The sequence below is a fragment of the Roseomonas nitratireducens genome (assembly GCF_017813355.1).
Classification (GTDB): Bacteria; Pseudomonadota; Alphaproteobacteria; order Acetobacterales; family Acetobacteraceae; genus Neoroseomonas; species Neoroseomonas nitratireducens.
Genome location: NZ_JAGIYZ010000006.1, coordinates 66,376 through 87,041, shown reverse-complemented (window position 1 = coordinate 87,041; position 20,666 = coordinate 66,376). Strand labels below are relative to the sequence as shown.

The 20,666-nt window shown below is 61.8% G+C and carries 10 protein-coding genes; 3 read left to right on the top strand and 7 right to left on the bottom strand.

From position 1 onward, the window contains the following. Genes pglX through J5Y09_RS08130 form a run of 7 tightly spaced genes read right to left on the bottom strand, consistent with a single transcriptional unit; the run spans position 1 to position 10,946 of the window. Positions 1 to 3,531, bottom strand: coding sequence for a BREX-1 system adenine-specific DNA-methyltransferase PglX (pglX, locus tag J5Y09_RS08160; RefSeq protein ID WP_209351254.1), 3,531 nt, complete (start codon positions 3,529 to 3,531; stop codon positions 1 to 3). Next, positions 3,531 to 4,082: a hypothetical protein gene (locus J5Y09_RS08155; protein WP_209351253.1), complete on the bottom strand. Its 552-nt coding sequence runs from the start codon at positions 4,080 to 4,082 to the stop codon at positions 3,531 to 3,533. Before J5Y09_RS08155 ends, pglX begins: the two co-directional genes overlap by 1 nt. Beyond that, complete coding sequence (locus J5Y09_RS08150; protein ID WP_209351252.1) at positions 4,079 to 5,251, bottom strand: AAA family ATPase; 1,173 nt, start codon at positions 5,249 to 5,251, stop codon at positions 4,079 to 4,081. The genes J5Y09_RS08155 and J5Y09_RS08150 overlap by 4 nt, the downstream gene beginning before the upstream one ends. Beyond that, positions 5,251 to 8,784, bottom strand: coding sequence for a BREX system P-loop protein BrxC (gene brxC / locus J5Y09_RS08145; RefSeq protein ID WP_209351251.1), 3,534 nt, complete (start codon positions 8,782 to 8,784; stop codon positions 5,251 to 5,253). The genes J5Y09_RS08150 and brxC overlap by 1 nt, the downstream gene beginning before the upstream one ends. A 7-nt stretch (positions 8,785 to 8,791) precedes the next feature. Next, positions 8,792 to 9,403, bottom strand: a complete 612-nt coding sequence (locus tag J5Y09_RS08140) for a DUF1788 domain-containing protein (protein ID WP_209351250.1) — start codon at positions 9,401 to 9,403, stop codon at positions 8,792 to 8,794. Further along, complete coding sequence (locus J5Y09_RS08135; RefSeq protein ID WP_209351249.1) at positions 9,403 to 10,023, bottom strand: DUF1819 family protein; 621 nt, start codon at positions 10,021 to 10,023, stop codon at positions 9,403 to 9,405. The genes J5Y09_RS08140 and J5Y09_RS08135 overlap by 1 nt, the downstream gene beginning before the upstream one ends. After that, the gene (locus J5Y09_RS08130) at positions 10,023 to 10,946 is read right to left on the bottom strand and encodes a BrxR family helix-turn-helix transcriptional regulator (protein ID WP_209351359.1); all 924 of its coding nucleotides are present in this window, start codon (positions 10,944 to 10,946) and stop codon (positions 10,023 to 10,025) included. Before J5Y09_RS08130 ends, J5Y09_RS08135 begins: the two co-directional genes overlap by 1 nt. A gap of 293 nt (positions 10,947 to 11,239) precedes the next feature. Here J5Y09_RS08130 and J5Y09_RS08125 point away from each other — a divergent pair, with 293 nt between their 5' ends. From J5Y09_RS08125 to J5Y09_RS08115, 3 genes are read left to right on the top strand one after another with little or no spacing between them, the layout of a single operon-like run. Beyond that, entirely contained in the window at positions 11,240 to 13,894 is a 2,655-nt protein-coding gene (locus J5Y09_RS08125) for a PD-(D/E)XK nuclease family protein (RefSeq protein ID WP_209351248.1), read from the top strand. Positions 13,895 to 13,902: 8 nt separating this feature from the next. Further along, entirely contained in the window at positions 13,903 to 17,286 is a 3,384-nt protein-coding gene (locus J5Y09_RS08120; RefSeq protein WP_342451437.1) for a UvrD-helicase domain-containing protein, read from the top strand. A 14-nt stretch (positions 17,287 to 17,300) separates the two neighbouring features. Beyond that, on the top strand, positions 17,301 to 20,642 hold the full coding sequence (locus tag J5Y09_RS08115) for a DEAD/DEAH box helicase (protein WP_209351247.1): 3,342 nt from the start codon (positions 17,301 to 17,303) through the stop codon (positions 20,640 to 20,642). Positions 20,643 to 20,666: the final 24 nt, after the last annotated feature.

Below are 20,666 nucleotides of genomic sequence, written 5' to 3'. Positions count from 1 at the left end.
TCAGTCGTCCGAATCGTTGAGGCCCTTGATGGGCTTCAGAGCAGCGCCGAACTTCGGGTAATTCGCCTTCACCCCATCATCGAGGTCGATCTCTATCTTTTGGGTCGCCAACGGGAACAGGACATCACGCTCCCAGCCATCAAGCTCCTCGATTTGGCGGGCTGTCGCCTCGATCTCTTTCAGCGCCTTGGTTTTCTGCGCAGGCGACGCATCTCCGCTGATGCTGAGTGCTTCCTGCGCCCGGCGATAGGCCTCGAGCTTGGACCGGAACTCGCGAAGATAATCGTTCAGCACCACGCTCACCGTATCGGGGCGGTAGCGGTGCATGTAGATCAGCGCGTTGAAAGTGCCCTTGGGGCTGGAGAACAGCCAGTAGATGGGCCGCTTCTTGTAGCGCTTCACGTGATCGTTGAAAAAGTCGCGCGTGAAGTACCGGCGGATATCCTTGCCCAGCGCCTCCTCTACGAAGGCGAGGTTTTGCTGGAAATGCTCCTCGCCAAAGGTAACGCGCAGGAACCGGCGGAAGCGTTCGGTGACGTCGTCGGCGAACCAGTCGCCATCGAGCACCGGGATAACGTTGTCTTCATCCGGCAAAAAGGACGGCTTCGGCACTCGGGCCAGGTAGTCGGCCAGTGCCTCCCCTTGATTAGCAAGAACCAGGCCGGGCACGTCGAGGCTGTAGCGGCCGAACATACAGCCCACAGCATAGGAGATGAACTCAGCCATTGTGTCGGCAAGCAGGCGTGTTTCGCGGTCTTCCTCGGCACCATTCAAGCCATAACGGTAGGCGGGGTTGCACGTGAGAGTGACTTCCTCGATCGGCACCTGCGGAGTCAGCTCGTCCTGGAGGCCGTAGGCGTCGATGAAGATGCGATTATTCACTTCCTCCAGCCGCTGCATCCCGTCCGTCATGCCCTGCCAGTGGGCGCGCAGACGGGCATAAGTTGCCTCCAGCGTCCCGGCCCGGAGATCAGGCGAGAGCAATGGGAGGGTATCGAAATCCCAGGAGGTTTCGTAGGCGTCCCAGTCGGATTTCGCCGTGGTAATCGCGCTTTCAACGATCTGCGCGAGCGACGTCCTCGATTGAACCGAGAAAGGCAAACTCAGTACGTGCGTGAGCTTGAAATCTAGCGTTGGAGCCAGCATCCGCAGCAGAAAGCTTGCAACTCGACTATTCAAGAAACCTTGTACCGGCGCCTCCAGATCTAGTTCATCGATGAACCCCATGGGGCCTTTTGCGTCGAACATGAACCCGGACGGCACGAAGCGGATTGCGAAGTCATTGCCGGAGATCCCAGACCAAGTGAATCCTCGCCTGAATCCGAATTCACCGTTGTAATTGTGCGACCGTACCCTCCCCGTCTTCTGGTCCTTGAAGTTTCGAAGCTCAGCGCCATCGTCATACCAGTTTACAAAATGCTCGAGGTTACCATACCAGCGACGAGAACCACCGCCTTTGACGTAAGGGAACCAACGCATCTGGGATAATTTGGCTTCTTGGTTGTTGGCCATTCCGAAGCCTGCATTGCCTAAGCTGACTTCGTGCCACTCTCTGAGGAAAATGGCGTTGCTACCAGTAGCTAGACCTTCTCGCGTGACTATGGAGTCCGAGATGGGGCTGTGGCTACCAAATAAATCTCTAATCCTCTCTTGCGCCCAGTAGACTAACGGGTCCCCTGGAATCTTCTCAAACTGCTCAGCCGAAACGCGGAACCTGAGCGGATTCCGCTTGTCTCTGGCGGCATTCAGTAGGTCGCGTTCCTTTTCTGACTCGTCTTGTCCGTCAGTCAGCTTTAAGAAATCACCTTTGAAATCGGGGGCTGCTACGTTGGCGAGCAAAAAGGAGGTTGTGGTGACAACTTCACCTCCGATCGAGTCAAACGCACGTTCTCCGAGTTGGGCCATGCCACGAATGGTTGCGCGGGAAAGAAGCGTAGACCGAATAGATTCGTATCGAGGTGCGAACATCCATCCTTGCATTGTGATCATCCCAACCAGTCCGAACCGGCGTGCGAGATCCAAATTTCGCAAGATGAAGGCCTGATAAAGGTCATATTTGCCGTCCTTGAAGTTCTCCTCAAGGAAAGCCTGCAATTTGTCATTAAGGTCCGCCTTCTTTTTGTACGGCGGGTTGGCCACCACCACATGATACTTCGGCGACAGCGTCTCGGCCATGCGCAGCACGGCCACAACGCGCGCCTGCACCTCGTTCAGCAGCAGATCGGAGCCAAAGTCCCGCGCCTCAACCACCCGCAGCGCCTCGGTTGGGTCTCGCAGCTTCGGCACAATCAGCGAACCGAAGTTCTTGGCCTGCTCGAACTGCAGCAGCGTCTCGCGCAGTTCGTCGGTGAACAGGTCGCGCCCCACCACAGCGGCCACGTCCCGCAACTCGGCGGGGGTGAAGGTCACGTTCTGCAGCACGCAGATGTCGGGCTTCGCCTCCATCCGTAGGAACCGCCGCCGCCCCAGTCGCGCCGCCGCCTTCATCGCCACCGCAAAGGCCGCCAGCGCGCCTGCGCGGTCGTCGATTTCGACTCCGGTCAGGTTGTGCTGCAGGATCAGCGCGGGGATCTTGTCGGCCTCGTATCCTTCTTCTTCGTAGATCGCATAGAGCAGGTCGAAGGCATACGTCAGCATGTGCCCCGATCCGCAGGCCGGATCACAGACTTTGATCTCCTCCGGCTTGCCGATCTTCAGAAAATCCGTCTCGGGTTCTTCCGGCGCGATGTAGTAGTCCATCTGCCCGGCCAGCCTCGACCCCGGCCGGTTCAGCAGCCACAGCCGCCCCAGCGAGTTCTCGACCAGGTAACGGACGATCCAGTGCGGAGTGAAGAGTTGCGTCGCGGCCGGGATGTTCTCGGCCGTGATCTTCACGTTCTTCTTCAGCCCTGCGAAGACCTCATCCTTCTTCTCGCTGATGTAGAACTGGTAGAGCCAACCGATGACCTCGACGTCCTCGCAGACGTCCGGTGTCATCGCCTCGCGCAAATAGGCGAGGATGGATCCGTTCGATAACAGATCCTCGGGCAACAGCAGCTCGGTGTAGTCGTCGATCCGCTCAAAGAGGAAAGGCATGACCCGATGCCAATCGTTGCAGATCGCAACGAGCAGGAGCCGGTAAGCCTCGGCCTGTGCATCGGGGCTGGGCGCTCGACCATCCAGAAGGGCACGGACCTGAGCGCGAACCTTATCGGGGACGCGGTCCTCGTCGATGTTCCCGGCTTTGGCCTCGGCCAGGATTTCCGGCTGGAATTGACCGGACAAGGGTGAGATCACGCGAACGGGATTGAGGTCGTTTACGTCCATGAAGCGCAAGGCCGTAAAGCGGTTGAACCAAATATAGGCCACCCGCTCGATCACCTGGGTCTTGCCGTCCCGGGCGATAGCCGCATCGAGCTTCTTCATCGCTTCGGGATGCTCTCGTCGCGCCGGGGCGCCAGGAGCAAGCACGGAATCCAGCTTGGCGCTTACCTGGCCGATCAAGGTACGGCGGGCAAACTGCGCGAACTTCTTGAGCTTTGAGGTATCCATCAGGCGGCTGCCTCTCCATTTGCGGCCGCAGCAGGAACCCGAGTTACGGGCCAGTCGGCGAAGGTTTTGTTCCAGATGTCTACGGAAAGCACGACGCAATCCGCGATGTGTTGGCGTCGCCAGGGCGTATCCGTCTCACAACGAATGTCGGCAAGCAGCCGATCCTTGAAGCCGGTGAGGAGCGCCTTCTGTTGCGCGCCATCGAACGCGTCGAGACCTAGCAGCACGACATACTTGAAGGGCTTCGCATCGCGCTCCATCAGGTGGAGAAAAGTGTATGAACTGCGGGCCTTGGGCGTCAGCTCCTGCGTAAGGATTGAATTGTCCGATAGCCGCTTGAAATACGCCTGCTGTTCCTCAGCGGGCGCCCTCTTGTTGGACGGGTCCTTGATCTCGACCAGTAGCACGTCGTCGTCTCTCTCGATCACGAGATCGACGAACTTCATTTGGATCGGCAGCTTAACGCCCTGACGGTCCAGCTCCTCCCAAACGAGCTCGTCGGGAAATGAGAATTCCAAATCGGCGTTCGGTTCAGCCTTGTAAGCCTTCATGGTTTGGCACCGCCGAGAGCCCGCGCCACATCCTCGTCAAACAGCTCGGCAAAGGTGTCGGAGATTGCCGATTTTGAGATCAGCGAGTAGCTGTCGGCACTCTCCACCGCCAGTTTCTGAGAGTCTGGATCGCGATAGAGGGCGTGAAACCGAACATGGTCGTCCTTGCCTTTGTCGATCAGCAGGTCCAGCCATTTCAAAAGGACGTAGTCGTGTGTGGCGAGGACGATCTGCTGGCCATTGCGTGACAACTCCAGCAGGACCTGCACGAGCTTCTTCATCAGCTTCGGATTGAGATTTGCCTCCGGTTCGTCCCACAGCAGAACACCAGTGGCGCCGGGGCTGATCGACCCGTTGCTGAGCAGTCGATGCAGCACACCGATTTTTCTGTACCCCTCGGCGGTCATGCCGCTCGACAGCGATTGCTCGCCTCTCGGCACGAAGCGGGTGACCGTCGAATCCTGGTAGGCCTGCGCTGCCTTCGACTTTGACCGCGCCGGATCGGCCTTCTCCTCGTAGCGGCCAGGCTCGAAGCGGAAAGCGCCTTCGCGTGTCCAGCGATACCGTCCGCCGACTAGGTCGACCAATTCGCGGACAACGCTCGATAGCCTCGGATCCTCATCCAGGCTCGCAGCCTCGTCCTCGAAACCCGGACGGACGAGAAGTTCCGCGAGGTCGATATAGCCGTCGTCGAAGATCATCTCCACGGTAGCGCGATCATGATCCGGGTGGCGCATGCCACGGACGAGCGACAGTACCTCCTTCGTCGGAATGAATACCGGCTGGAGTTCATGGCCCGTGCCGCCCGCATCCACGTTGATCTGCACCGCTTGGGAGCGGCTGCCGAAAGAGATCGCTACGCGGGTCTCATCGCTGCTTACCAAGCTAAGCCGCGTTAATGCATTCGCGCCGCTGGCTCGCAGTGCGCCTATCTTGCTTTCCTCGGGAGAGAAGAGCCGCAGCAGCTTCCCTGATATGTCGGCCGCTACCTCCTTGGCCGAACGATCGGCGGATGCCGGCAGGCCCGCCAGCGCCAGGCCATAGATCGCCTTCAGAAGGTGTGTTTTGCCCGTCCCGTTGGAACCAATGACGACATTCACGCGCGGAGACAGCGATAGCTGCAGCCTCCCAAACGCCGTGAAGTTCTCGATCTCGACGCCGGCAATCATTACACGGTCACCCGCTTGCCCGAGCGAATTTCGGAGATCAGCGTCTCGCGCAGGGTCTCCAGATAGGCGTCAATGTCCCGTTCGTCGGCTAGGTACGCCTTCGCATAGGTGACGCGCAGCGCACTGGCGGCCACATATTCCGGTTGGGTCTGCGCCGCCGGTGCGCCGCTCGAACTGTCGCTGAAGCCGCCCGGCTTGTCGTCGTCACCGTCCTTCTTCGCAGAAGGCGGCGCCGTTACGCGGCCGAGCAACGTCGGGTAGCCCGAGGCTCGGAATCCGCTCACGCGCTCCCGGATCACCGCGATCAGCTTGCTGGTCCCGATGGTATCAAGAACATTTGTGAAGGCCGCCTCGATTTCGCGGCGGTCAGGCTCCGTCAAAGAAGCGAACTCGGGGAGCGCTCGAAGCTTGGCGCGAAGCTCCTCGACATCGGAAATCGCTGTCTTACGTTCCGCCGCAAGCCGATGGTCAACCTCAGCCCTCAGGGTATCAAGGGTACCCTTGATCTGCTGGATTGCGTTGCCCTTGAAGCAATTGGGATCAACCAATACCTCTTGGATGGCGCGGGCCTGATCTTCGCCGCCATAGCCGAAATTGGCATTCTGATCGGCCAGATAGCTCCGCGCCTCGTCATAAATCGCCTTTTGACCGCCCCCCATGAAGCGACGGATCGGATCGAGAATGCCCTCCTTAAGATCGAGTAGTCGATCTTCGTGCCGGCCAAGCTCCTGCAGATACCAGGCGTAGGGCTTGCCCGTGACCTCGCGGAGGGCGTCCTGAAGCTGACCCAGGGCAGACAGAAAGGGGTAACGCGAGGATTGTCCTTCCAGGACCGCGAGCTCGGTCTTGAGCGTGCCGAAGGCTTCGGCTGTCTCGATTCCGAGTGCTTTGCCCTCGGTGCCTGCCGGCTGCGCATCAAAAAACTCGCGGAAAAATTCCTTGAGCTTGCGCGTCTGAGCCGGCGTGAACTCCACCTGGAGCTCGAGCACGATATTGCCGAGGGCGTGGGCGTTCTGGAGCCCGCGCAGCAAGGCATCGCCTTCCAACGGGCTGCCGTCAGAGCGCGCTTCGATCTTGCCACGGCCAAGCAGGCTAGCCGTGGTGCAAAGGATGGCGGCGTAGGACCAGCCATAGGGCTTGCGTTCGAAGCGCTCGACGACGGCCTTTACCGTCGTCCTGATGCCGTTGCGCGCGTTTGACTGCGCGAAGTTGAGAATCTCCTGCTCGGCCTCCGTGAGATTGGCAGCATCCTCGCCGAACATGCCGTCGTTGCCGTGCGTGAGGAACCGGCCGATCTCGTTATCGGAATAGGCAGCACCGCGCAGCATTCCGAGATTGACGTGGACCTTATCGACAAGGGTCTGGAACGCACGCTCGACCCGCGCCTGAGCATCCTCGGAGCGAACCTCGATTTCCTCCCCGCGCACGAAAAGCCGCGCATCGCCCACCAGAGCGCGAGCCTTGAGGGCGAGATCGCGCTGCCGGCTGTTATTCTGCTCGCCCTTCTCGCGGACGATACGTTCGATGCTCGCCTGCTGCGTCACTGACCGCGCCTGACGGACATATTTATCCGTCCGCTTGAAGGTCATCAGGTCGCTCACGAAGCGGTTGTCGGCATTGAGAACAATGGCGAGTTCGTCCCTCGACATGGTGCGCATGGCGGTCGCTTCGGCGTTGCCGCTCTGTTCGTGAAAGGGCGTGATGACGTTGATCGCCAGCTCGTAGTCGCGGCCGAGCAGCCGGTCATCGAGGTAGCGCGCAAAGGCGTAGTCCTGCGAGGACGCCTCGTGCTTGAGCTTACGGCTCTTGATGACGCCATCGAAAATCAGCGTCTCCAGCTCCTTGGCGATTTCCGCCGTGTCGACTTCGATCGCTTTGATCTCCTGTTCGACGTCCTTCTCCTCATCAGTCAGGAATTCGAACAGCTCGCTATTGCGCTGGATGTAGGTGTTCTGCTCAAGCAAGCTCAGCGCTTCATCAACCCGCCGCTTATGCTTCGTGAGGTCCGTGTCGAACCTATCAAGCATCAGTACGGCGACATTGCGGGCCGTGGGCTTGAAGCCCTTGACGTATTTGACCAGAAACAGCGCCTTCAGAATCCGTGTGGCGAATTCGTCACCCAGGTTCTTCTCGGCAATCAGGATCGATTGCTGGACATTCGATTTGAGCGCAGTGCGGATGCCCTCGAACATCTGATCGAACGTCGCAAGCCCGCCGAGCGGCAGTTCCGCCAGCCGCACCGCGACTTCTTGGAAAACGCCCAGCATGGACCTTTCACCGACCGAGCTATGCTTTCCCTCGAAAGCGTTGTGCTGGGAAAGGTTCTGAATCGCCAACTGGAAAAGCGGATATTGGTAAGGAACAAAAGGATAGCTGTGAATGAAATGATCGCGGTCGCGGAAGTTCTCTAGCCGGATCGAACCATCCGTGAAGTCGAACAGCGTCTTCAGGTTATTCGACTCGCGGTGGTAGAGGTCGGAAAGGCTGGTGATGCCGGACTCGGTCTTTTTGAGCAGCCGCTTCTGGATCACCTCGGCGACATCGGCGCTGTTGAGTGGCATCCGATTTGCAAAGCGTGCCTGAATCTTGGAGAAGTCGTTCTCCTGTCGCTGGTTCATGTCGCCGATGACCGACGCCATATCCTGCTGCGCCGTCACGATGATCCAGGCCCGACCGCGGCACTTGGTGTTCAAGCTCTCCGCGATGGTCTGGAGGTTCGTCATGAGCTTGACGTTGTCGGCGATGTACTGCCCCACCTCATCGACGAAGAAATTCAGCCGGAAGCCCGGCTTCTGGGATTCGATGTAAGCCCTGACCTTCTCGGCAAAGTCCTCGATTGACGACCGGAAGTCCTGCCGATACCGCGTCAATATGCCTTCGCCTTCGGAGGGATTGGCGCCGGTGGCTTGGGCATAGGCCTTGGCGACATTCGCGTTCTCCAGCAGTGCCTGCTCGCGTCCGCGCTCCCAGGGTTTACCAGCAACAGCTTGATAGGCCGCCCTGAACGCCTCAAGTACCTCGCGACTGTCGAGATCGCGCTCGAACTGCGCGATGTGCGGCTGCTTGCCATAATAGCCGCCCACTTCGTCGAAGACTTTCTGGAATACGGACAGCAGGGCGTCGGTCTGCCCCTTCGAAATCACGTCGGCTTTCTGGTCGATATTGAACAGGATGCTCTTCGACGGGATCGAAACGGCCTTGCGCAGGTCGGCCGCGAGAATCTCATTGTGCGCGCACTTCTGTTTGAAAACCTCGTAAGCTGGGCTTCCGCCGATGTCCCGGTTCTCCAAAAGGAGCGCGAGCATTTTCAGCAGATGCGATTTGCCTGAGCCGAAGAAGCCAGAAATCCAGACTCCGTTTGCCGTGCCATAGTTATTGTAAGCATCGAGGAACTTTTCGAACTGGCGCTCGATCTCGTTCGTGATGACATATTCCTCAAGCTCAACCTTGAGGCTGGCTTCGTCATCGGCCTTTATGACCCCTTCGATCGCACGATCGACGGGCTTTTCGAAGATATCGCGAAGTGTGATCATGCGCCCCTCAGACCTCATAGTGCGTTATGTCGAACGCCCGGTAGTATTTGTCGTCGTGCAGGATACCGAACAAATCAAGTGAAGCACCGGCATCCAAACTTTGTGTGTATTTGCCGGGAAAGAACATCACCGTTGGCTTTTCCTTGGCGGTGCTCTGGAGGTTGTTCAACACATTGTGGGATCGGATGTAGGGGTAGACCTCGCCAACACCGGAAAGGAACAGGACGTCGAACTGCTGCTTCTCAAGAAGGGCACCAATTTCCGGAATGAGATGAGTTTCCGGATCGAGAACCCCTTGCAAAAGCTCTTTGAGCTCGTCCTTTCCAATGCTTGGCTCCACCGCGAGAACGTCGTCCCAGATGCCGCGGTTGTGCAGCAGGGAGATGCTGAGGTCATAGAGATTGATCTCAAACACGCGTACGCCGCGGTTCTCGAGTTGCTTCACGAGGCTCGCGCGCAACGTCTCCATGCCCTGCGCTTCCTCAGCCGGATATGGGCAAATGAAGAACGGCACTTCATTGCCGAGGCCCTGCTTCTTCAAGAATCTGTCGCTGGCGATCACTCTGAGAAGGTGGTCGAAGCGGTCCTTAGCGGTTGCTGTCTTGCTCAGCCGCGCCATTATCCCTGCCTCCCCACCAGCCGTGCGGACCCTGGGAAGTATCCGAGTTCATCGAGGTCTCCGGCCTCGATGACAGCCAGAACTCGCGGCGACAACATTGCCCCGAGGATCTGGTTGTCCTGCGAAAGGATCCCGGCTTCTCGCATCAGACGAAACAGCACGGCACGAAGCTTGGCGCGCGTCGATACCGACAACGCAGAGAGCTTCGGCGACCATTCCTCCTTTGCCGACAGAAAAGCGTCGAAATCGTCGTAAGTAAGGGTCGTGCGAAGCGATAGGAACCTATCGCCCACCACCTCAACGGCAAACTCGGCGATGAACCGGTAAGTACGACAGGCCGCGAGCCATAGCAGCGCCGCCTGTTCGCTCCGCTCGCCTTTAATCAGCAGCGCTAGTTCATATCCAGATAGTCGCCTCAGGCGGTTTACGATCTCCCGAATGGAACGGCGCGCGGAACTGGCCTTGCGCACGGGAAACGCCCCCCTCTCTTGGGCGACGATCACGGTCGCTTCCCAATCGCTCCCGGATGTATGCAGGCGGGCAATGGCCACGCTTTCGTTGATGTAGAGACCGCCGGTCCCAAAGGACATCAGATACGGCTGTTCCCGCGAACGCTCCATCAAGCCTCTCCGACCGTTTTCGGAGTCTGCTCGACCTCGCCGAACTCAAAATCCGCGCGGCGCAACGCCCGTTCTGTCTCATGGGGATTGAGCGCAACGATATGCTGGGCGCGCGCATTCTGCTGGCTTGCGTCCCCCAAGAGACCGAGCCGCTTGAGTACGTAGAACAGCATGGCATAGCGAACCGAGAGGACGGCACGCTCATTCGTCATCCCATAGTCCTTCGCAACCACGGCACGTTGACTTTGGGTCAGCCCTGGATGCGGGCCGATTTCAATATCGAATGTCTTTTTCCACAAGACATCCTGATCACCACCTGGGCCAGGCACGTCCATCTGGCGCACGCCGAGAATCCTCGGCAGCAGGAAATCCTTGTACTTTTCATCGATATGACAATAGCCGCGCACATGCCAACGGAAGCCATCGTAGCCGAAGGCATGCGGCGTCATGCGCCGCCACATTGGATCGGTTCGCCTGCTCCCCATCGACTGATAATAGATTTCGAGCGAACGGTTCTCGCGGACCGCTTGGAGAACGGCCTTCAACACACCTGTATCCACCTCGCGGCGCGGCGTCAGTGCAATGTCGGTCTCAGGCGGATTCGCGATCCAGGAGTCGCCGGGATCAGCAAGGCCTTCCGCCAATGATCGTAGACGCGACAGATACCCGTCTGGATCCGGCTTAAGGAAAACCGGCGAGAACTGGGGCCCAGCGACATACCGCTTTGCGCTCTTGTCATAGATCGCGTTCTGGGGCGCTCGCTCCTGATAGAGCGTCAAGTCCTTCGAAGCCTGGGGAACGGACACGTCGAACGTCTCGATGATGTCGGAGCGGTTGACCCCGCCCTCCCAGAGCAGCCGAAATTCGATGAACTCCAGCCGGCGCTCCACCCCCCATTTCAACGTCGCAGCGACCGCTCGCATCACCTTCAGTCTCTCCGTATGACGATGGGGATAAAATCTATATGGACAGATCATAACGACCCGTGTAATTATTATTCTCATCAGCGGCGCTCGTCAATGGTGATCAGCGTTCGGATGGGAAGGCGCCAGATGCCGAAGCACGGTTCGAAAGGCGAAGTCACCAGCAGGCCAGCAGGCACGGCAACCTTGAAGGTTTTGCGGGACCCCAAGGGCGACAAGATTGCGAAGACGGCCGCCGCGTCGGTGCTAACCCAGCGTCCCAATAAGAAGAAGCACCAGTAAGGAGGGTGGCAATGACCATCGCGCTTCGTTCCACCCTGGTCGTTCACGGTCGTCTCGCCATGCGGGAGCGCCGGCTGGCGGCTGGCCGTGACCGTCGTCACGGCCTTCAGATCATGTCGTTCGAGCAGGCCGCCGTCCGACTGGCTGGCGGCTTCGTTCGCCCTATCGACGAAGAGAGCCTGCGTGCGGCCATCCAGGCCGTCCTGCCCGCCACGCCGATGGGCGAACTTGAGGGCATCAAAGCTCTTCCCGGAATGATCGGCGCGGCGGCCGACACGCTCCACAAAGTCTGGCGCGCGGGTGTCGATCTTGCCGCATGCGCGGGTGTCCATCCGCGTCTCGCCGCCATCGCGCGCCTAGAATCGGCCGTCCTCGACCAGCTTCCGCCCGGGATGATGCGGCCTCACGACATCGTTGCAGCCGCGACCGCCCGCATCGCTCATGCGCCAGCCGTCCTCGGACCGATGGAAATCGTCGGTCTTACCGAACTCTCGCCCTGCTGGCGGCCACTGCTCCAGGACCTAGCTGCCCATATCCCGGTGCAGTGGACGGCCGGCCCGAGAAGCGTTCCCGCCTGGCTTGACGGCATCGGCGTCACGGTCGCGCATGCACCGGCGCAAACGCCAGGGATCAGCGCCGTCAGCGCCGCGACCGCCTATCATGAGGCCATCGAGGCGATGCGCTGGGCGCGCAGCCTGCTCGCCAATGGCGTCTCGCCCTCGGATATCGCCATCGCAACCGCATCGCCCGCCGACTATGACGATTATTTCCTGGCCCTGCGCGCCGACGCCAATATCGACCTGCACTTCGTCCACGGCGTCCGCACGGTCACCACCCGCGAGGGCCAGGCGGCCGCAGCGCTGGCCGTCATCGTGGTCCGTGGCCTGTCGCAATCGCGGCTGCGTCGCCTCGCGGCGCTCTGCCGCGACAGCGGGCCATTCGAGACCCTGCCTGAAGGCTGGCTGCGTGTCCTGCCGACCGATGCGCCGCTCTCGACGTCGGGCGCCTGGAACCGCCTGCTGAGCCGGTTGGCGCCCGAAGACTGGCCCGACGGCGCCGACCATGTTCCAGCGCTGCGCGCAGCGGCCGAGACTCTGGCGAAAGGGCCGGACGCCGCCGGCGAGATCGGAGAAGCCTTCCTGAGGGGCCGCGCGCTCGCGATCTGGCGCAAGGCGCTGCTCGCCGGCCCTGCTGCCTCGATCGACGCGACTCTGGAAACCCTGAAGCAGGACGACGGGCTGGAGGCATGCGTTTCCGTCGCCTGGATGCCCGCCAGCGCGCTCGCAGCGTCGCCTCGCCGCTTTGTCCGGCTCCTCGGCCTGAACTCCTCGCGTTGGCCGCGTGGGATCGCCGAGGACCGCCTGATCCCGGACCACATCATCCCGACCCCAGTGCTCGACCCGCTGCCGGTCAATCTCGCCGACCGCCGCGATTTCGAGACAATCCTCGCCACGACGGCCGATACCATCGTTCTCTCGCGCGCCCGGCGCGACAGCGATGGGCGTCTCCTGGGTCGTAGCCCCCTGCTCGCCGGACATGGCGACGAGACTTATCTGCGCCGCAATGCGCCGCCGGTCCACGCCTTCAGCGAGACCGACCGCCTCATGGCCCGGCCCCAGGAGTTTGCCACTGATCCGCAGGCGGTCAGCGCTCGGGGTTGCTGGCGCGACTGGCGGCAGGCGCAGATCACCCCCCATGACGGGCTCGTGCGGGCGGATCATCCGCTCATTCTCGCCATCCTCAGCCGCACCCAATCGGCCAGCTCGTTGCGCCGCTTGCTGCGAAATCCGCTGAGCTTCCTCTGGGTCTATGCGTTCGGATGGCGTGAACCTCAGAGCAGCGCAGAACCGCTTGTGCTCGACGCGCTCGGGATCGGTGACCTCGTCCACATGGTTCTCGACCGCGCCTTGCGCAAACTCGAAACCGGAGGCGGCCTTGTTTCCTCCGATATCGAAGCCATCGAAGCGGCGGTAGCAGAGGCCGCGCAGGCCGTCGCCGCCGATTGGGAAAGCGAACGTCCGGTTCCACCGGCCGTCATCTGGCAGCGCACACTCGAAGACGCTCGCGTGATGGCGGGCCGAGCCCTGTCCTATGGCGAAGATGTACTGCCGGGCGCGCGCTCCTACGGTGAGGTACCCTTCGGTCGATCGGAGCCGAAATCCGACGCTGAAACGCCTTGGGATGCGCGCAAGCTGGTCACGATTCCCGGCACGGGCTTCAACATCGCCGGTTATATTGATCGGCTCGACATCTCGGGCGACGGCAAACGTGCGCTGGTGCGTGACTACAAGACAGGCCGCCCCCCGCGGAGCGACATCCGGCTGAACGGCGGGCGGGAACTTCAACGCTGCCTCTATGCTTTCGCGGTGAAGGCGCTCCTCGGCGACGACGTCGCCATCAGCGCCTCGCTGCTCTATCCGCGCGAGCCCGTGGATCTTCAGCTCGACGATCCCGAAGCCGTGCTGGCCGACATCACAGGCTATCTGCGCGCGGCAAGGGCGAGTCTCGCCGGCGGTGCGGCACTGCCTGGCCCGGACACCGGCGGCGACTATGACGACCTCGCCTTCGCCCTGCCGGCCAACGCCAGCGCCACCTATTGCAAACGCAAAATGCCGGCAGCCACGGAGCGGCTTGGCGATGTCGCTCAGGTCTGGGAGGCGGAATGATGAGCAGCGTGTCCAAGGTGCTGAAGGACGACGGCGCACGCCGCGATGCGATCAGCCTGCATGATCGCTCGATCTTGGTCGAGGCCGGCGCAGGTTCGGGCAAGACTGCCGTCATGGCTGGCCGCATCGCCGCGATGCTGGCCGAAGGCGTCGCGCCGCGTTCCATCGCCGCCGTCACCTTCACCGAACTCGCCGCTAGCGAGCTACTGTCGCGCGTCCGCGAGTTCGTCGCCGATCTCTCGGACGGTATCATCGCAACCGAACTGCGCGTCGCGTTCCCCGATGGGCTGACCGAGGTCCATCGAAACAATCTCGCCGCCGGCAGCGCGGGGATCGACGAGATCACGTGCTCGACCATCCACGGCTTCTGCCAGCGCCTCATTAAGCCCTATCCCGCGGAGGCCAACATCGATCCCGGCGCACGGGTCATGGATCGCAACCAGGCCGATCTTACCTTCCTCGAGATTGTCGATGGCTGGCTGCGCGAACGCCTGTCCGGCGGCCAGGGCGGCATCCTTGCCGAGATGGTGCTGCACAGCCCCGGCGAAACCGTGGCGCTCATCCAAAAGATCGCCGAAAACCTACGTCGCCGCCCCACGCTCGCGGCCCCGGCCGTCTCCCCGCTTGACGGCCACCTGACGGCATTCCGACAGGCCGCTGCGGATTTCAAAGGCTTCATGGATGGTGTGACGGCGGCCGAGCCGGAAACGGTGACGATCGTCGAGCGGCTGGCCGAGATGGCGACCGCCTTGGCCAACGGTCCCGATCCCGCAACGCCTGCGGGCCTCGTCCGCCTCCTGACCTTGCGGCCACATCCGGACCTTTGCACCAAGGCCGGGGCCTTCGCCTCCTATCGCAAGAAGGGCAAATGGGCCGCTGCCGCCAAGCAGGCCGGTCTCTCCAAGGCCGATGGCGACCGGCTGAACGACGGCGCCGAGTCCCACTACACCAGCTGCTGCGATGCCTGGCTCGCGCTGGCGCAGGCCGCCGCCGGCCATGCCCTAGCGGCGCTAATCGAAGAAGCGCGTCCGATCCTTCAACGCTATCGCGACCACAAACGCTCCAGCGCCCAGCTCGATTTCGACGATCTGATTTTCGCCGCGCGCGACTTGCTGCGCGACCATGATGCCGTGCGCCGGGCGCTGGGGCAGCGTTTTGCCCATGTCCTCGTCGACGAGTTCCAGGACACAGATCCCCTGCAAACCGAAATCTTCTGGCGGCTTTGCGGCGAACCGGCCGATGGCGATGACGACTGGACCCGCTTCCGCATCCGGCCGGGCGCACTCTTCCTGGTCGGCGACCCGAAGCAGGCGATCTATCGCTTCCGGGGTGCCGACGTCGGCGCTTATGTGCAGGCGCGCGACGCCTTCCGCGCCCAGGATCCCGGCAGCCTCCTGTCAATCTCGACCAATTTCCGCTCCTGCGCCTCGATCCTCACCTTCGTCAACGAACGCTTCGAGGCCGTCCTCTCGTCCGATGGGCAGCCGGGCTTCAACGCTCTCGACCCGTTCCATGACGACACGGGCGGCCTGTGCGTCGCGGCCTTAGACATCGCCGTGGCTGACGAACACGGCAAGGCAAGCGCCGAACGGCAGCGCGACGCCGAAGCGGATGCCGTCGCCGAACTGTGCGCCAGGCTGATCGAAAGCCATCCCATCATCGACCGTCGCAGCGGCGAAGAGCGTCCCTGCCAACCGGGCGACATCGCCTTGCTGGCGCCGACCGGTGCGGAGTTGTGGCGCTATGAAGAAGCCCTGGAACGCCGTGGCATCCCCGTCGCGACACAGGCCGGCAAGGGGCTGTTCCGCCGTCAGGAAATTCAGGACCTGATCGCCCTGACCCGAGTTCTCGCCGATCGCCGCGACACGCTGGCGCTCGGTGCGCTGCTGCGGGGGCCTTTGGTCGGCCTCACTGAAGAAGAATTGCTGGATATCATCTGGGCGCTTCCGCGCTCGGAGGAACAGCCGGATCGGATCCCGCGCCTAGATCTCAGCATCGACTCAGCGGTTGTCGCGCACCCACTCGCGCGCGAAGTCATCGAGCGGCTGCAATCGCTTTCCCGGCGCGGCAACAGCACGACACCGCACGCACTGCTCTCGCAAGCAGTGGACGTGATGCGCGTCCGTCCGCTCCTCCTTGAGCGTCATCGCGGCCAGGCGGAACGCGCGCTCGCCAATGTAGATCTCTATCTAAGCCTATCGACCGGCTACGCCGTGCGCGGCCTGCGCGCCTTTGCCGAGGCGATGGCAGCGGCATGGTCCGACGAGGCACGCGCCGTCGAGGGACGACCCGACGCCCAGGAGGAAGCCGTCGCGCTCTTCACAATGCACGCGGCCAAGGGGCTGGAATGGCCGATCGTCATTCCGGTCAACACCATGACCAGCGTCATGGCGCCCGACAGCGCCGTCATCGACCGCCAGGCCGAGACCTTCTATTGCCCGGTCCTGGGCGTCACGCCTGAGGGCTACGAAACCGCCCGCCAAGCGGAAAAGGAGGAGCTGGACCGCGAACGCATCCGGCTCTGGTATGTCGCAGCCACCCGCGCTCGCGAACTCCTCGTCCTTCCCCGGCTCGACGCCACACCGTCGAAATCGGCCTGGATCGGCCTCGTCGATCTGTCGCTCGCCGGCTTGCCCGGACTGGACGTCTCTCACCTGCCTGCCGGCCTCACGGCGGCAGGTGCGGGCGCGGGCAACACCCAGACGCGTGCGAGCTTCGCCGCCGAAGCCGAAGCCATCGCCGCCGCGCAGACGCGGTTGACCTGGCTTGCACCCAGTCGCGATGAAAGCGCCACCGGGACCGTCTTGCAGGAAGAAGAGGCCGCGCTCTGGACGGGGGCGGCCGACGAGCAGCCTCCCGAATTGGAAGCCGCGATTCTTGTGCAGGGCGGCCGCGAACGTGGGCTAATCCTCCATAAGCTCATGGAAGAGGTTCTGACCGGCGAAATCCTTGAGACGGAGGCTGCCCTCATCGAACGGGCAGCCGAACTTATCCGTGCTCTCGGCCAATCTTCGGTCGCCGACCCGGCGAAAGGACTGTCGGCGCAGGAACTGGCGGCCTGTGTAGCCCGGACCCTGGCATTGCCTGACATCGCAGCCCTGCGACCGGGGCTACTGGCCGAATTTCCCGTTTATTCCGCGCAAGCAGCCGACGGCGTGGAAAACGTAACGGCCGGGATCGCCGATGCCCTGACTGTCGGGAAGGATGGCCGACCGGTCGTGGTCGTCGACTGGAAGAGCGACGTGAATCCCGAGGCTCAGATACTCGAGCACTATCGGGCTCAGGTCCGCGCCTATCTCGATATGACCGGCGCCGAGCGCGGACTCGTCGTTCTGATGACGAGGGGAACGGTGATTGCCGTCTTGCCCTCGCCGCAGACGGTGGCGGCCTGACGGAAGGGAACACGATGGCCTCCCGCAAGCCCCCGACCGGCTCCAACCAGGACGATCTCTTTAATCCCGAGGTCGAACTCCTGCTGCCGGCTCGGCTTGCCATCGACGGCAAAGTGCTGGGAAGCCTCACGCGCCAGTTGGCGGTTCCGGCCCGACGCGTGCGTTGCCGACTGCGCCCCTTCGCCATCCGCCGCGTCAATGGCTACGAGACGACCTTGGAATCCGGCGAGACTCTAAAGATCATCAGTGCGAAGACGGCAACGCCCCTGGAAGCCGATCTTATTCTCATTGCGCCCGGAGCAACGGAGCCGGAACGGATCGCCGAAGTACTGGAACTCGGTGAATCCCGGTGGATGAATGCCCCGCCGACCAGAATCGACACATTAGATCGATCTGCGCGCGCCGAGCGTCTGAAGGTAGTCTCCGCATCCTGGATCGATGCGGTTCATCTGCGCGAGGGACGAACTGCCGCGAACGGCGAGGCGGCGCAGCCCGGCCTGCGGCGCCCACAGATCGGCGCGCTTCATGCTGCGCTTGCCCACGCGACGCGATCGACGGATCCGGCCACCATCGTCATGCCAACGGGGACGGGCAAGACGGAGACAATGCTGGCGCTCAATGCCAATCAGAGGTTCGAGCGCCTGCTGGTGGTGGTGCCTACCGACGCGCTGCGCGAGCAGATCGCGAGCAAATTCGAAACCTTCGGCGTCTTGAAGCAGCAGAAATGCCTCGATGAGACGGCAGCTTTCCCTCTGGTCATGCGGCTCTCGCATATCCCGACCAGCCAGGCCGAAGTCGATGAAATATTCGACAGCGCCAATGTCGTCGTCACCACAATGCAAATTGCTGGCCGGGCGGATGCCCCAGTTCAGGAACGGATGGCTGCCCGCGCATCGGCATTGTTCATCGACGAAGCACACCATATCGGCGCACCTACCTGGTCGCGATTCCGTGGCCTTTTCATCGACCGCGACCCGCCGCTTCCGATCGTCCAGTTCACCGCCACGCCCTTCCGGGAGGACGGCCGGCGCGTCGACGGTGAGTTCATCTACACCTACCCGCTCAAAAAGGCGCAGGCCGAGGGCTATTTCAAGCCGATCCGGTTCGAGGCGGTATTCGGGCTCGATCAGCCCGATGCAGACCTTGCGATCGCCGAAAAGCTCGGCGAAGTCCTCCAGGCCGATCTAGCGGCCGGCCTCAATCATCTGGCAATGGCGCGTTGCCAGACGATCGAGCGCGCCAAGTATCTCCACCAGCTCTACAGCTCGATGTTCCCCGAGTTCCGCCCGGTCATCGTTCATAGCCAGCAGTCGATCCGCGAGCGCCGCGCGAACCTTGCCGCGCTGCGGCGTTTCGAGAGCCGGATCATCGTATGCGTCGACATGTTGGGCGAAGGCTTCGATCTCCCGGAACTGAAGATAGCGGGTCTGCACGATCCGCACAAAAGCATCGCCGTCACCATCCAGTTTGTCGGCCGCTTCACCCGGCAAGATCCGCGCCTGGGCGACGCGACCGTTATCGCCAATACCGGCGTGGATGACATCGATCGGTCGCTCGCCAAGCTCTATGCCGAGGACGCTGACTGGAATGCCCTGGTCGAAGCGCTCAGCACAGCCAAAATCGACCGGCAAGTTCGACGCGCCGAGATGTTCAAGGGCTTTGTCGGCGATCTCAGCGACATTCCCTTGCAGACCCTCGAGCCGAAGATGAATGCCGTGGTCTATCGCACGGCTTGCGACGCCTGGGAGCCGCTGCGTGCCGAAGACCTGTATAATCCCGGCGTCTATCTCGGCATGAAGGTCAACCCGCATCAGCGCGTGGCCATCTTCGTCACCCGCTCGGAGGAGCAAGCGGGCTGGACGACCGCGCAGCATGCCACCAACGTCGTCTGGGACCTGCATATGATGCACTGGGACCCCGACAAGAGGCTCCTCTACATCAGTAGCTCGGCAAAGGGCCCCTATGACCGGCTGGCCAAGGCCGTCTGCGGCGACACGACGCGGCGCGTCGAAGGTGAGGACGTTTTTCGAAGTCTTCACGGCTTCAATCGCCTCATCCTGCGCAACCTTGGGCTCACGCACCATCAGGGCCGTGGCGTGCGCTATTCAATGTATATGGGCGTGGACGTCGCCGATGGATTGGACACTGCGAAATCGCAGTCCCGTATCAAGAACAACGTCTTTGCGACCGGCTTTCTCGATGGCGTGCCGGCCTCGCGCGGCTGCTCGGCAAAAGGAAAGTTCTGGTCGATCTCCCCGGTTCGCGACCTCACCGACTGGGTCGAGTGGTGCAACGACATCGGCACAGCCGTCAACGATCCCGGCATCACCACCGATGGCGTCTTCAAGAGCGCCATGCGCCCTCGCCAGATCAGTGAGCGGCCGAGCGTTCCACCCGTTGCAATTCACTGGCCGGAATCTCTGCTGACACAGATCGAGGACCGGATCGAGATCAGCTTCGACGACATCGCCGCACCGTTCGCGGAATGCGACATCGAACTCCTAGACCACCAAGCTACCGGGCCGCTGCGCTTCGCGGTGCGCAGCGATTCCCAGAGCGCCGAGTTCGAAATCGTGTTCGCGGAAGGCGGCGCCCGCTATCCGCAGCGATCAGGGCCGAAGGCGACGATCAAAGTCGGCGGCAAGGTGAAGACGCTGTCGGAATCCTTTGGCGAAGACTCCCCGCAGATTGATTTCGGAGATGGCTCTCTCCTGATCTACAGCCACCTCTATGCCCTGCCCGATGGCGTTCGCGTCGAGCCCTATCCTTCAGACCGGATCGAAGTTTGGGACTGGTCGGGCACAAATATCCGAACAGAATCGCAAGGATCCGAAAAGCGTGCGGATTCCGTCCAACGGCGCGTCATTGAGACCCTACTCGCCGACGGAGACGCCTACGATCTGGTTTTCGACGACGATGGCGCCGGCGAGATCGCCGATGTGGTTACGCTCCGCGTCACAGAGGGCCTTGTCCAGGTCACGCTCCATCATTGCAAATTCTCGAGCGCCGACACACCCGGCGCCCGCGTGAAAGATCTCTACGAAGTGTGCGGGCAGGCCCAAAAATCCGCCCGCTGGCGCGACCGTCCGAACCGGATGTTCACGCATATGCTAAGGCGCGAGAAACTGCGCCTCGACAAGGGGCAAAACTCTCGCTTCGAACATGGGAACGCCGCGTTCCTCAAGCGGCTGAAAGCGACCTGGCAGGACTATCGCTACGAATTTGACGTCCGCATCATTCAGCCCGGCCTGTCACGGGCGGCGATCACCGAAGAGGGGCTGCACTTGCTCGCTGGGGTCGAGACCTACTTGCTGGAGACCCGCGCGATGAAATTGCGGGTCTTAGGCAGCGCATAGCCATCATAGTGCCGCCTCGCGTCT